Genomic DNA, 13,410 nt, shown 5'->3' on the forward strand with positions numbered 1-13,410 from the left:
ATCAACCGCCCAGGCGGGCGAGCTCGTCGTCGACGACCTTCGGGTCGAGCTTGGGGAACAGCGGGGTCGGCGGCGCCAGCGGGGTGCCGGGCCGGATCGGGCGGTGCTCCCACGTGGCCGCACCCGTGTAGTCACCGGTGATCACCGGATAGCGCGCGCCGCCCTCCTCGTCCACCTCGCGGATCTCCGGCATGCCGGACCAGACGCCCTCGCCGCCCAGCATCGCGTAGATCTTGTTGGAGGAGGTCGGCAGGAACGGCGTGAGCAGGGTCTTGGCGTCATCGACGACCTGGAGCGCGACGTGCAGGATCGACTTCTGCCGCTCCGGGTCGCCCTTGAGCTTCCACGGCTCCTGCTCGGCGAGGTACTTGTTCGCCTCGCGCACGACGTCGAACGCCTCGGTGATCGCGTTCTTGAACCGGGAGCGGCCCAGCTCGGCCCCCACCGGGCCGAAGGCCGCCCGCGAGCGCTCCAGCAGCGCCCGGTCGGCGTCGGTCAGCTCGCCCGGCTCGGGGATCTCGCCGAAGTTCTTGGCCGCCATCGAGATCGACCGGTTGACCAGGTTGCCCCAGGCGGCGACCAGCTCGCCGTTGTTGCGGTTGACGAACTCCGACCAGGTGAAGTCGGTGTCCTGGGTCTCGGGCCCGGCCACCGCGATGTAGTAGCGCAGCGCGTCGGCGTCGTAGCGGGACAGGAAGTCGCGCACGTAGATGACGACCTGGCGGGAGGAGGAGAACTTGCGCCCCTCCATGGTCAGGAACTCGCTGGAGACGACCTCGGAGGGCAGGTCGAGCGCGCCGAGGGAGCCCGGGGAGCCGTCGCGCGAGCCCTGGCCGTTGTAGCCGAGCAGCATGGCCGGCCAGATCTCGGCGTGGAAGACGATGTTGTCCTTGCCCATGAAGTAGTAGCCGCGGGCGTCGGGGTTCTGCCACCACTGCCGCCACGCGTCGGGGTCGCCGGAGCGCTTGGCCCACTCGACCGACGCCGACAGGTAGCCCACCACCGCGTCGAACCACACGTACAGCTTCTTGTCGGGGCGGTCGCGCCAGCCGTCGAGCGGGATCGGCACGCCCCAGTCGAGGTCGCGGCTGATCGCGCGCGGCTGGAGGTCGTCGAGCAGGTTCAGCGCGAACTTCAGCACGTTGGGCCGCCACTCGCCCTGCTTGCTCTGCAGGTAGGAGCCCAGCGCGCCGGCGAAGGCGGGCAGGTCGAGCATGAAGTGCTCGGTCTCCACGAAGACCGGGGTCTCGCCGTTGATCCGCGACTTGGGGTTGATCAGATCGACCGGGTCGAGCTGGTTGCCGCAGTTGTCGCACTGGTCGCCGCGCGCGCCGTCGTAGCCGCAGATGGGACAGGTGCCCTCGATGTAGCGGTCGGGCAGGGTGCGGCCGGTGGACGGCGAGATCGCGCCCATCGTGGTCCTGGGGAAGATGTAGCCGTTGTCGTACAGGCCCTTGAAGATCTCCTGCACCACGGCGTAGTGGTTGCGCGTGGTGGTACGGGTGAACAGGTCGTACGAGAGCCCGAGCGCGGTGAGGTCCTCGGCGATGACCCGGTTGTAGCGGTCGGCGAGTTCGCGGGCGGTCACGCCCTCCTTGTCGGCCTGCACCTGGATCGGCGTGCCGTGCTCGTCGGTGCCGCTGACCATCAGCACCTTGTTGCCCGCCATCCGCTGGTAACGGCTGAAGATGTCGGAGGGCACCCCGAATCCGGACACGTGCCCGATGTGGCGGGGACCGTTTGCGTAGGGCCACGCGACGGCGGTCAAGATGTGCTGGGACATGACTCCAGCCTAGAGGGCCGCGCGCCCCTTCCCGAACCGAATATGCCCGCCGTCGTCAGTCGCGCGCCGCGACGCGGCCCTCTCCGGCCGTCTCGGCGGCGGTCGCGTCCTCGGCGGCCTCCTTACTCACCGCCTCGGCGGCCTCCTTGCTGACCGCCTCGGCGGCCTCCTTGCTGACCGCCTCGGCGGCCTCCTTGCTGACGGCCTCGGCGGCCTCCTCGGCGGCGGAGGCGGCGACGTCGGTCGGGGTCTCCTTGGTGCGCCGGATGCCCAGGATGCTGATGAACAGCGCCGCGAAGATGGTCTGGAAGCTCATGATCAGAGCCGTGGCCGAGGGCACCACCAGACGCAGCGACTCGCGCGGGTTGAGCTCGCCGAAGCTGCGCACCTGCCAGTGCACCAGCGAGGCCACCAGACCGGCGAGGCCGGCCAGGGCCAGCAGGCCGCCGACGATCAGCCCGCGCTCCAGGGTGATCACATCGACCAGGCGCTTGACCCGCCGGTCCTCGGGCAGGAAGCCCTCCTCGGCCGCGTAGACCTTGGTGAACAGCGCGAACAGCACCGCCTGGAAGCCGATGACCACCATCGCCGACGCGCCGACCAGGGTGTCGACGTCGAAGGCCAGCTCGCCGATCTCGACCGGGCCGAAGGTGAGCGCGGTGCCCGCGGCCACGCCGAGCACCATCATGACCAGGCCGGGGATGAAGAACAGCCAGCGCGGGCTGTAGAGCAGCAGGAAGCGCAGGTGGCGCCAGCCGTCGCGCCAGGAGCGCAGGTGGGGCGGGCGGGAGCGGCCGTCGGGGGAGAGCGTGGTGGGCACCTCGCGGACGTCGAGGCCCTGCAGGGTGGCCTTGACGACCATCTCGCTGGCGAACTCCATGCCGCCGGTCTGCAGGCCCAGCCGCAGGATCGAGTCGCGGCGGAAGCCGCGCAGCCCGCAGTGGAAGTCGCCGATCTTGGAGGGGAAGAACAGCCGGCCGATGAACGACAGCACCGGGTTGCCGAGGTAGCGGTGCAGCGGGGGCATGGCGCCGGGGGCGATGCCGCCCCGGAACCGGTTGCCCATGACCAGCTCGGCGCCGTCGCGCAGCTCGTCCACGAACGGCTTCAGCGCGGTGAAGTCGTAGGAGTCGTCGGCGTCGCCCATGATGACGTAACGGCCGCGGGCGGCGCGGATGCCGCCCATCAGCGCGTTGCCGTAGCCCTTCTCCTCCACGTGCACGACACGCGCGCCGGCGTCGCGGGCGAGCTGCTGGGAACCGTCGGTGCTGCCGTTGTCGGCGATCACGACTTCACCCTCGATACCGTGCTCCCGCATGCAGGAAAGGGCCTTGCGCACACAGGTCTCCACGGTCTCCGCCTCATTGAGGCAGGGCATGACCACGGTCAGTTCCACGACACAACCTCTCGCTCACGGCACGTGCAATTTCACCATCATGCCCTCCGACTCGTCGTGCCAGGGTCAAGACGCCCAAACGGCTGGCATCCTGTAATCCATGGTGAGCGTTGCGGAGCGGCCGCGATTGAGACTGCCCGCCGCGGAGACGAGAACACGCCTGATCGCGTTCCTGCGCGGGCACCGCTGGTTCTCCGCGGCGTTCGCGCTGGCAGCCGTACTGCGGCTGATCACCATGCTGGCATACTCGCCGGCCCTGTGGTTCAACGACTCCTACGAGTACGTCTCGGTCGCGCTGCACCCCACCCGTCCCCACCCGATCCGGCCCAACGGCTACGGCTGGTTCCTGATGCTGCTGGAGCCCTTCCACAGCTTCGCGTTCGTCGTCTTCGTCCAGCACCTCATGGGCCTGGCCACCGGCGTGCTGATCTACGCGCTGCTGCGCAAGCGGTTCGGCCTGCCCGGCTGGGGGGCGACCCTGGCGGCGGTGCCGGTGCTGTTCGACGGCTACCAGATCCAGCTCGAACACCTGATCATGTCCGACACCATGTTCACGCTGCTCGTGGTAGCGGCGATCACCATGGTGCTCTGGCACCGGAAGATGAGCCCGCGCGTGGGCGCGGTGGTGGGCCTGCTGCTCGCGCTCACCGCGCTGACGCGCAGCATCGGCCTGCCGATCCTGGCCCTGGTCGTGGTCTACCTGCTGATCAAGCGGGTCGGCTGGCGGCCGATCGCCGCCCTGGTCGCCGCCTGCGCGGCGCCGGTCGTGGCCTACATGGCCTGGTTCTCCAGCGCGTACGGCAGCTTCGCGATGACCAGCAGCGACGGCCCGATCCTGTACATGCGCACGTCCCTGTTCGCCGACTGCAACAAGATGGGCATCGACGCGCGCAGGGAGCTGGACCTCGCGCTGCTGTGCATCAGCGTGCCGGTCGAGATGCGCGGCGTGTCGGGCCAGGGGTTCCTGTGGTGGAACACCGACACCCAGACCTTCCACCGGTTCGCGCCCGGCACCAAGTTCGGCGTGGAGATGAACGCCAACGCGGGCGCGTTCGCCCAGCGCGCGATCCTGTCGCAGCCGGGCGACTACCTGTCGTTCGTGGCCCGCGACTTCTTCCGCGCCTTCCGCTGGGACCGCCCGGTCTACCCCGACGCGAGCACCTACCTGCAGTACGAGTTCCCCAGCGTGGAGAAACCGCTGCCCACCTGGTCGCTCTACCACGGCCGGGCCGACACCGACGCCGAGCTGTACGAGCAGGGCCGGGCCGCGCCGCAGATCACCCAGCCCTGGGCCGGGTTCATGCAGGGCTACCAGCGCATGGTGCACCTGCCGGGCACGGCCCTGGGCGTGCTGCTGCTCATCGGCCTGTACGGCGTGGCGGTGCGCTGGCGGCGGCTGGGCGGCCCGGTGCTGCTGCCGTGGCTGGCCGCCCTGGGCCTGATCCTGGCCCCGGCCGCGACCGCCGAGTTCGACTACCGCTACCTGCTGCCCGCGGTGCCGCTGGCCTGCCTGGCCGCCGGGATCGCGCTGCGCCACGGCGTACGCCCGTGGCGGCGCGCGGCGGCCAAGGCCGGGGCCGGGGCTGGGGCTGGGGCTGGGGCCGGGGCTGGGATCGAGGCCGGGCCCGGGGCCGGCGACGCGCCCGCCATCGAGCCCGCCGAGCCTGTCACTGGGCCCGCCACTGGGCCCGCGACCCCCGGCCCGGAGGCGGCCGGCCGCTGAGCGCCGGTCACGCGCCCCGCCGTGCGGCTAGCGGTGGACGGCGTTGTAGAGCGCGCGGCGCGAGACTCCGGCGGCCCTGGCGACCTCGGCGACGGCCTCCTTGCGCGGGGTGCCCGCCTCGGCCAGGCGGGCGACCTCGGCGGCCAGCTCGTCCAGGTCGGCCTCGCCGGGCGTGGCCGGCACGTGCCCGGCCACCACCACGGTGATCTCGCCCTTGACCCCGCCGGCCGCCCAGTCGGCCAGCTCGGCGAGGCTCCCCCGGCGGACCTCCTCGTAGGTCTTGGTCAGCTCGCGGCACACCGCCGCCTGCCGCTCGGCGCCGAACGCCTCGGCCATGGCCTCCAGGGTGGCCGCGAGGCGGTGCGGGGCCTCGAAGAAGACCATGGTGCGCTCCTCGGCGGCCAGCCCCTCCAGCCGGCGCGCCCGGTCGCCCGGCCTGCGCGGCGGGAACCCCTCGAAGCAGAACCGGTCGCTGGGCAGCCCCGACACGGCCAGCGCGGTCGTGACCGCCGACGGGCCGGGCAGGGCGGTGACGTGCACCCCGGCCTCCACGGCGAGGCGGGTGAGCCGGTAGCCGGGGTCGGACACGCCCGGCATCCCCGCGTCGGTCACGACCAGTACAGTCGCCCCCTCCTTCAGGGCCACCAGCAGCTCGGCGGCCCGCTCGGCCTCGTTGGCGTCGTAGTAGGAGACCAGCTTGGCGCGGATCTCGACCTCCAGGTCGGTGGCCAGCCTGCGCAGCTTGCGGGTGTCCTCGGCCGCGATCACGTCCGCGCTCTCCAGCGCCTGCCGCAACCGCGGCGAGGCGTCCCCCACGCGCCCGATGGGCACTCCGGCCAGCACCAACCTCCCGAAACCGTTCACGCTCCCCAGTCTCGCGCACCGGGACGCCGATCACGCGCCCGGCCGTGCACCCCAATTGAGTTGTGTGTCGCGTTTCTTAACTTCACCGGATGGGCAGCCCCGTACGATGGCCGGGTGGCGGTGACCGACTTCTCATACCAGGCCCATGGTCAGCCGGCGTCCGAGCAGAACGTCCGGGTGCCGTCCGCGCGCGAGCGGCTGGTGCCGCCCATGGGCGGCAGCGTCCTGTGGGGCTGGCTCGGCCCGCTGCTGGTCGCCGCGATCGGCGCCTTCCTGCGCTTCGACCGGCTCGACCGGCCCAAGGCGATCGTCTTCGACGAGACCTACTACGCCAAAGAGGGCCTGTCGCTGATCAACTTCGGCGTCGAGAAGGTCGCGGTCAAGGACGCCGACAAGCTGCTCATCTCCGGCAACACCAACATCTGGCAGCAGTGCGCGCCCGCCGAGATCGACAAGTGCGCGTCCTACGTCGTGCATCCGCCGCTGGGCAAGTGGATGATCGGGGCCGGGGAGTGGCTGTTCGGCGCCACTCCGTGGGGATGGCGCTTCGTCCCGGCGCTGGTCGGGGCGATCTCGATCCTGATCCTGGCCCGGGTGGCGCGCCGGATGACCCGCTCCACCCTGCTGGGCTGCCTGGCCGGGCTGCTGCTGGCCCTGGACGGGCTGCACTTCGTGCTCTCGCGCACGGCGCTGCTGGACATCTTCCTGATGTTCTGGGTGCTGGCCGGGTTCGCCTGCCTGGTGGTGGACCGCGACCGGGCCCGCGAGCGGCTGGTGGCGTGGTACGAGTCCTCGCCGCTGTCCGACATCGGGCCCGACCTCGGCTGGCGGCCCTGGCGCCTGGCCGCGGGGGTGTGCCTGGGCGCCGCCTGCGCGGTGAAGTGGTCGGGCATCTACTTCCTGATCGCCTTCGCGGTCATGTCGCTGCTGTGGGACGCCGGGGCCCGCCGCGCGGTGGGGCTGCGCACGCCGTACGTGGGGATGTTCCAGCGCGACCTGCCCAAGGCGCTCGGCGCCATGGCGCTCGCCCCGGCCGTGGCCTACACGCTGGCCTGGACCGGCTGGTTCGTCTCCGCCGAGGGCTACGGCCGCAACTGGGAGCGCGCGACCTCCAACGGCCCGTTCTACTTCGTCTTCGACTCCGCGCGCTCCTGGATCGACTACCAGTTGCAGGCGCTGAGCTTCCACACCGGGCTGGAGTCCACGCACAACTACCAGTCGGAGCCGTGGCAGTGGCCGCTGCTGCTGCGGCCGGTGGCGTTCTGGTACGAGAGCCCGAAGAACGTCTGCGGCGCCGAGACCTGCTCGCAGGCCGTGCTGGGCGTGGGCACGCCGGTGATCTGGTTCACCGCCGTCGTGGCGCTGATCGCCATGATCGCCTGGTACGTCGCCACCCGCGACTGGCGGGCCGGGGCCGTGCTGCTGGCGTACGCGGCGGGCTGGCTGCCCTGGTTCTACTTCGCCATCGCCGACAACCGCACCATGTTCCTGTTCTACACCGCGCCCCTGCTGCCGTTCATGGTGCTGGCGATCGTGCTGGCCGCGGGACTGGTCATCGGGCCCCAGGGGGCGCCGCAGCAGCGGCGTATCATCGGTGCGGTGGCGACCGGCGTCCTCGCGATAGCCGCGCTGGCGAATTTCTGGTACCTCTATCCGGTGCTGACCGCCGAGACCATCCCCTACCAGGAGTGGTATAGCAGGATGCTGTTGAAGAAATGGATCTAGTGCGCAATACCTCCTTTTTATCCCTCACTTCCTAGGCTGGGCGGCGTGCAAGATCCAATACGCAGCGGTTTCGGTCATCGTCACGGCTGGGGTCCATACGGCAGACTTCGAGGCATGCCCGCACCCGACGTTGCCGCACTCCTGAGCGAGCTGGAGCGTTCCGAACCCGGTGCCGTCGAGGACGCCCGCACCGCGGTCGAATGGCTGACCGGCGGCGAGCCGCTGGAGAGCATCACCCAGCTCGACGTGTGCGAGTTCCTCTGGTACACCTTGCCGATCAAGGTCAGCGGCGACGAGCGGGCTCACGTGGCCATCGCCAGGGCGCTGGGCCGGCTGCTCGCGCTGGGCGGCCTCGACCGCTACGCCGCGATCTGCCGCTCCCCCACCACGGCCAAGATCCTGCACGTGTACGCCCGCTCCGGCGACGAGGCGGGCCGGGCCGCCTACCAGGCCGCGCTCGACGCGACCGGGGTGCTCCCGCCCGATGTGCCCGAGCTGCGGTGGAGTTCGATCATGGGCCCCGAGGAGCTGGGCGCCCACGTGGCCTGCTCGGCGGCGCTGGAGCTGGCCATCGTGTCCGGCGCGCTCGACCCCGGCTCGTCCTCCTGGAAGCCGCGCCGCGAGGCCCTGACCCGGCGCTGGCTCACCGAGCCCCGCCCCGAGCTGGGCGGCGACAACTGGCTGCACCGGGTCCACGGCGAGCGACTCAACCGCTGGGTGCTCGGGCGCGGCGCCGCCCGCCGGGAGCTGGCCCAGCCGTTCGAGGTGCGCCTGCACGCGCCGGTGCCCGCGCCCGAGGGCGTGCGCATGGCCCCGCTGCGGTGGCTGCTCGGCCGCGCCGGCGAGCCCGGCGGGCTGGCCCTGACCCAGCGGCACTACCTGTCCCGGGCGCTGGCCGTCGAGGCCGCCACCCGCTTCGACTGGACGCCCGCGCCCCCGGCCTCCCCCGGCATGGTCGCGACCGCCGTCGATGCCACCGGCCCCGCCCGGGTCGTGGCCGGCGCCAAGGCGGCGGCGAGGCGCGCGGCGGGCGTGCGCAGCGCCGTGGGCACCCCGCGCGGCGAGGCCGACGTCCCGGTGCTGACCACGTTACGCGAGGTCGCCCAGGGCGAGCTGGGGGCGCTGCGGCGCACCGGCAGGCGGCTGGTGCTGACCCCGGCGGGCCGCGAACTGCTCGACGACCCGGCCAAGATGTGGGACTCCGCCACCGCGGCCCTGCTCGCGCCGGTGCGCGGCGAGCACGACTTCGGCATCTCGGTACGCGAGGCGGCGCTGATGCTGCTCGCCGACGGCGCCGCCTTCACCCCCGCCGAGCTGCGGCAGCGGATCGGCGAGGTGGTCAGCGGCGAGGGCTGGCGGTCCTCGGCGGGCGACGACCTCGACCCGCCGCTGACGGCCCTGTTCCGCCGCCTGGCCGCCTTCGGGCTGGCCCCCGCGCCCCGCGAGGCACGGCAGGAGGGGGCGGCGGCGGGCGTACAGACGGTGCGGCTGAACCCGGCGGGCCGCGCGGCGGCACTCGCGGCGCTGCGCTGGCACGCGCTACGCCCCCGCAAGTACGTCAGCCTCGGCTGACCCCGGCCCTCCACGCACGAAGGCCCCGGCTGACCCCGTGCCCCCGCACGGCGGTCAGCCCGGCCGACCCGTAGGGCGGCCAGCCCTGGCGGCCCCTCGGCCCGCATGTACGGGCATGAGCCCATGCGGGCCGGGTCGGCCCCGGCGGGCCCCTCCAGCCCGCACGTATGGCCATGAGCCGCGGCCATACCCATACGGGTCCCCATACGGGGTCAGCCCCGGCTGCCGCCGGCTCGCCTCCCCGCCTTGCCGGGGGGCACGTAGTCGGCGAAGGCGATGATGTTGTCGAGGTACTCCCCCTTGCCGGCGTCGTACCGGCCGCCGCAGGTGATCAGGCGCAGCTCCGGCGCGGCGGTCGGACCGTACACCCGTCCGGCCGGGAAGTCGGCCTTGGCGAAGGCCCGCACGCCGCGCACGGTGAAGCGGGCCACGCTGCCGTCCTCCCGCCTGATCCGCACCCGGTCGCCCCGCCGCAGCTCGCCCAGGCGGTAGAAGACGGCCGGGCCGCTGCCGACGGCGTCCACGTGGCCCACCAGGACGGCCGGGCCGCGCTCCCCGGGCGAGGGGCCGCGCTCGTACCAGCCTGTGACGTGCGGCCGGGAGGTGGACGGCACCGCCAGCGTGCCGTCCAGGCCCACGCCCACGGGCTCGACGGGCGCGCGCACGCCGATGGCCGGGATCTCCACCGAGACGGGCGGTGAGCGGCGCAGCGGGGCCGTACGCGCGGCCCTGCCCCTGGCCTCCGCGACGTCGCCCTCGGGCGCGGGAGGCGGCGCGTAGTCGCGGTTGACCACCGCGTCGAAGCCCAGGCCCACCCCCGCCGCCATCAGCGCGCAGCCGGCCAGCTTCAACAGCGCCTCGGCCGCTCCCCAGCGCGGCACGGGCCCGGCCCGCGGCTAGCGCCCGCGCCGGCGGCGGCGTACCAGGGCGACCCCGCCCGCCACCGCGCCGACCACGCCGATCCCGACCGCGGCACTGGTCATCGGGCCCACGGCGCGCATCGCGGTCACCCCGTCGCCGGTGGCGATGCCGCCTTCGGGCCAGTCGTCGTCGTAGTCCTCGTAGTCCTTGTATTCGCCGTATTCGCGGTCGTCGCCGTATTCGTCGTAGTGGCTGTAGGAGAAGTCCTCCTCGCAGCGGTTGAAGCGGCGGCATTCCTCGCTGACCGGCCTGATCAGGGTCTCCAGCAACCCGCGGTCGTCATCGTCGTGATCGCGCCAGTGGTCGCCCCAGCCACCGTCCCCATGATCATGCCCGCGATCGTGGGCATGATCGCGGTGATGGCCGCCCCGGTCGTCCTCGACGGTCAGCCACTCCTCGCCCGGAACCCACTCGCCGCCGCGCTCGCACATGCCACGCACGCGGTAGCGTCCGGGCTCGTCGTTCACCGTGACCTTGACGCGGCGCTCACCGCCCAGCTCGACGGTGCCGAAGGCGGTCGAGGTGACGTACGCGCCGTCGAGGTTCTCGCAGTCGAGCCTGACCGTCACCACGTCGCCGGGGCCGACCCGGCGCGGGCTGATGTCGATGCCGTCCTCGCCGGCCGCGGCGGCCGGAGCCGTCCGCGCCAGGCCGAGGAACGCGCCGCACGCCATGGCGGCGCACAGCGCCGAAGAAAGCAGACGCACGATTACCGTCCCCGAGATTCGCGATCACTGTTCTGCACTGTTCCCCGGGGACGTTCACGGCATCGCCAACGATCAACGAGTGTTACGTATGGGACGGATGTGGTCAGTGCTGGCGTTCGACCGGGGTCATCTGGCGCGGGGCGTCCAGGATGACGTCGGAGAAGATGTCCACGGCCAGCGCGACGACGCCGCCCACCGCCACGATGCCCGCGCCCACCCAGAAGATGAGCCAGTCGGGGCCCATGGTCAGCCCGACGCCGCCGACGGTGAACCCGATGAGGATTATGGCCACGGCCAGCCAAGACTTGGGGCTCCCACCGTGGCTGCCCTGGTGCGCGGGTGCGGTCATGATCGGTTGTTGTCCCTTCTCTCGTACGCAGGCGATTGTCTCGCGTCAGGGCGGACGTCGCGAACTCGGGGCCTCCGGTCACACGCGCAACCGCCGGCCGCGAGCACTTTATCCACATATCCACAGACGAGGCCGAGAGGGGCGGTGTTCCGGGGCCCGTGCCGGCGCCGAGGGGCCGGCGCGGGGAATCAGAAGCCGAGCGTGCCTCGGATCATCCGCCGCACCCGCTCGACGTCCGGCAGCGGCGCGGCATGGCCGTCTCGCGCCGGGGACGGCTATCGCCGGCCGGCTGCGCGGCATGTCCCGTACGGACGCGAAGGCCGCCGCGCGCGCTTTGGCCGACGAACTGGACATCCGCGAGTGGTTCGACCGGCGGGCCACGCCGGACGGCGGCGGACTGTCCGGCGGCGTTCGGCGCCTGACCGCGTTCGCCATGGCCGCGGTCGCGCCGGTGCCGCTGATCATCCTCGACGAACCGACCAACGACGCACCTCCGCCCCGCCGGCGCGCGTGCCCACCGGCATACCGCCGCGCACCGGCCTCTGGACGACCTACGCGAGCCTGCTGCGCTGGACGACGGCCCAGATCGGCGTGATGCTGCCGCTGTTCATCGTCGTCCAGACGCTGCTCGCCGCCGGCATCATCGTCGGGTTCGGACTCCTCGTCCCCGGCCTCGACACCCCCTCCGCCCGGTTCCTGTCCACGGGCGCGCCCACCGTGCTGCTGATGGTCATCGGCCTCGTCATGGTCCCCCAGGGCGTGGCGCAAGCGCGCACCAGCGGCACGTTCACGTACATGCGAGCGCTGCCGGTGCCGCGCCCGCTGCTGCTGTCCGACCTGACGGTGTGGCTGGTCATCGCCCTGCTGGGCATCCCCGTCGCGGCGGTGGTGGCGCAGCTCCGATACAGGTTCGGCTACACCATCGACTGGCCCCTGCTGGTGGCCGCATCCGTCCTGACGGCGGTGATGGCCACCGCGGTCGGCTATGCGATCGCCGTGCTCCTGCCCCCGCTGCCGGCCCAGCCCACCACCCAGGTGCTGGTGTTCTTCGTGATGCTGTTCTCCCCGATCACCTTCCCGGCGAGCCGGCTACCCGAGTGGTTCCAGGCGGTCCACGACGTGCTCCCGTTCCGGCCCGCCGCCGACCTGCTCCGCGTGAGGCTGCTGTCGAGCGGCTACACCGTGAGCTGGCGGGATCTCGCCGTGCTGCTGGCCTGGTGCGCGCTCGGGCTCGCGATCAGCGTCCGCGCCCTGGTCCGCCGCGCCTGAAGCGCCCCGTATCCGCAGCCGCCCGGCGCCCCCGCCGTCATCGGGCGAGCGCCCTGCCGATCGCCTTCGCGGCCACGGCCATGTACTTCCCGTTCGGGTGCGCGGCCGACGCGCCGACCGGGTTCACGATCGGCTCGATCAGCCGGGTGCCCTCGGCCTGGCACATGTCGCGGCCGACCGTCTCGCGGTACATGTCGACGTACCTGACGCGGCTGCGCGCGGCCTCCCTGGCCAGCGCCGCGTTCAGCCTCTTGATCGTGTCGCGGAGGTAGGGGAAGTCGCCCACGGCGAACGGCACCGCCCGCCGGCAGGCCGAGCCGTCGTCCGGCAGCAGCGACGGGTACCCGACGAGCAGCACCTGCGCCCGGGGGCTGCGCCGCTTGACGTCCCGCAGCACCTTCCCGACCGACGCCGCCACGCCCCGCATCCGCTTCGCCAGCGCGTCGGAGCCGTCCTTGGCGTAGTAGTCCTTGCACGGGCTGCCGGTGGGCGCGGTCTGCGCGGCCTGGGCGCAGGTCTGGATGATCTCGGTGAAGCCGAGGTCGTTGCCGCCGATGGACAGGGTGACCAGGCTCGCCCGCGACCGCAGCGCCGCGATCTGCGGGCGGTCGCCGTTCTGGCGCCGGTACAGGTCGCGGGTGGTGGCGCCGGCGCAGCTCACGTCCGTGAACCGGCGGGCGCGCTCGCCGAGCAGGGACGCGTAGTTCGCCCCCGACCGCCCGCACGCCTCGTCCTCGACGGGGGCGATGCCGGGCCCCGCGGCGTAGGAGTCGCCGAGTGCGACGTAGTCGCGCAGCACCGACGGCGCCGAGGGACCGGCCTGCGTCCGCGCCACGGCCGGGGACGCCGCTCCGGTGGCCAGCAGCCCGCACACTCCGGCCGCCGCCGCCTTCACGAGGGTGTCACGGAACACGAGATCTCCAAGCGGGGGTAGTCGCATAGCCGAAGGCGACCGCCCCGAATCCCGATACCTCGCGTTGACGCCGCCTCGACATCCCGATGACCCAGAGTCCACCACATTGCGACCGCTTGGGCGGGAAATGCACGAAACCGGTAAATCAAACGACAGCATGGTCGCAAACGCCGAGAAGCGACGGGCGA

General features: G+C 72.3%; 12 protein-coding genes. 5 read left to right on the forward strand and 7 right to left on the reverse strand.

The genetic code is table 11. The features are described 5' to 3' along the window. Window position 1: 1 nt before the first annotated feature. On the reverse strand, window positions 2–1,783 hold the full coding sequence (gene metG / locus HNP84_RS18965; RefSeq protein ID WP_185051052.1) for a methionine--tRNA ligase: 1,782 nt from the start codon (window positions 1,781–1,783) through the stop codon (window positions 2–4). A 55-nt stretch (window positions 1,784–1,838) separates the two neighbouring features. Beyond that, window positions 1,839–3,179, reverse strand: coding sequence for a glycosyltransferase (locus HNP84_RS18970; RefSeq protein WP_312925190.1), 1,341 nt, complete (start codon window positions 3,177–3,179; stop codon window positions 1,839–1,841). 100 nt (window positions 3,180–3,279) lie between these two features. Between HNP84_RS18970 and HNP84_RS18975 the strand changes: the two genes are divergently transcribed. After that, window positions 3,280–4,902, forward strand: a complete 1,623-nt coding sequence (locus HNP84_RS18975) for a hypothetical protein (RefSeq protein WP_246518320.1) — start codon at window positions 3,280–3,282, stop codon at window positions 4,900–4,902. Window positions 4,903–4,929: 27 nt separating this feature from the next. On the opposite strand, the gene rsmI is transcribed toward HNP84_RS18975, so the two are convergent. Continuing rightward, a complete protein-coding gene (rsmI, locus tag HNP84_RS18980) occupies window positions 4,930–5,766 on the reverse strand; it encodes a 16S rRNA (cytidine(1402)-2'-O)-methyltransferase (RefSeq protein WP_312925192.1) in 837 nt (278 codons plus the stop codon). Window positions 5,767–5,880: 114 nt separating this feature from the next. Here rsmI and HNP84_RS18985 point away from each other — a divergent pair, with 114 nt between their 5' ends. After that, entirely contained in the window at window positions 5,881–7,491 is a 1,611-nt protein-coding gene (locus HNP84_RS18985) for a dolichyl-phosphate-mannose--protein mannosyltransferase (RefSeq protein WP_376771919.1), read from the forward strand. A gap of 114 nt (window positions 7,492–7,605) precedes the next feature. Then, window positions 7,606–9,063, forward strand: a complete 1,458-nt coding sequence (locus tag HNP84_RS18990) for a hypothetical protein (RefSeq protein WP_185051053.1) — start codon at window positions 7,606–7,608, stop codon at window positions 9,061–9,063. 212 nt (window positions 9,064–9,275) lie between these two features. Here the strand turns inward: HNP84_RS18990 and HNP84_RS18995 are convergent, their stop codons facing one another. The 3 genes from HNP84_RS18995 to HNP84_RS19005 form a co-directional block, all read right to left on the reverse strand. Continuing rightward, on the reverse strand, window positions 9,276–9,944 hold the full coding sequence (locus tag HNP84_RS18995) for a class F sortase (protein ID WP_185051054.1): 669 nt from the start codon (window positions 9,942–9,944) through the stop codon (window positions 9,276–9,278). A gap of 15 nt (window positions 9,945–9,959) precedes the next feature. Continuing rightward, the gene (locus tag HNP84_RS19000; protein ID WP_185051055.1) at window positions 9,960–10,691 is read right to left on the reverse strand and encodes a hypothetical protein; all 732 of its coding nucleotides are present in this window, start codon (window positions 10,689–10,691) and stop codon (window positions 9,960–9,962) included. 103 nt (window positions 10,692–10,794) lie between these two features. Continuing rightward, entirely contained in the window at window positions 10,795–11,040 is a 246-nt protein-coding gene (locus HNP84_RS19005) for an HGxxPAAW family protein (protein ID WP_185051056.1), read from the reverse strand. Window positions 11,041–11,338: 298 nt separating this feature from the next. Here HNP84_RS19005 and HNP84_RS53145 point away from each other — a divergent pair, with 298 nt between their 5' ends. Both HNP84_RS53145 and HNP84_RS19015 read left to right on the forward strand, forming a co-directional pair. Then, on the forward strand, window positions 11,339–11,635 hold the full coding sequence (locus HNP84_RS53145; RefSeq protein WP_246518321.1) for an ATP-binding cassette domain-containing protein: 297 nt from the start codon (window positions 11,339–11,341) through the stop codon (window positions 11,633–11,635). After that, entirely contained in the window at window positions 11,551–12,309 is a 759-nt protein-coding gene (locus HNP84_RS19015) for an ABC transporter permease (protein ID WP_312925196.1), read from the forward strand. Before HNP84_RS53145 ends, HNP84_RS19015 begins: the two co-directional genes overlap by 85 nt. 37 nt (window positions 12,310–12,346) lie before the next feature. On the opposite strand, the gene HNP84_RS19020 is transcribed toward HNP84_RS19015, so the two are convergent. Then, window positions 12,347–13,222 carry an SGNH/GDSL hydrolase family protein gene (locus HNP84_RS19020; protein WP_185051057.1) on the reverse strand — a complete coding sequence of 292 codons (876 nt, stop codon included), beginning with the start codon at window positions 13,220–13,222 and terminating at the stop codon, window positions 12,347–12,349. Window positions 13,223–13,410 lie beyond the last annotated feature (188 nt).

This window comes from Thermocatellispora tengchongensis (assembly GCF_014202315.1).
GTDB lineage: Bacteria > Actinomycetota > Actinomycetes > Streptosporangiales > Streptosporangiaceae > Thermocatellispora > Thermocatellispora tengchongensis.

Coding starts and splice junctions, on each gene's coding strand:
- metG (WP_185051052.1), bottom strand. CDS start 1,783: ATGTCCCAGCACATCTTGACCGCCGTCGCGTGGCCCTACGCAAACGGT.
- HNP84_RS18975 (WP_246518320.1), top strand. CDS start 3,280: ATGGTGAGCGTTGCGGAGCGGCCGCGATTGAGACTGCCCGCCGCGGAG.
- HNP84_RS19005 (WP_185051056.1), bottom strand. CDS start 11,040: ATGACCGCACCCGCGCACCAGGGCAGCCACGGTGGGAGCCCCAAGTCT.
- HNP84_RS53145 (WP_246518321.1), top strand. CDS start 11,339: ATGTCCCGTACGGACGCGAAGGCCGCCGCGCGCGCTTTGGCCGACGAA.
- HNP84_RS18990 (WP_185051053.1), top strand. CDS start 7,606: ATGCCCGCACCCGACGTTGCCGCACTCCTGAGCGAGCTGGAGCGTTCC.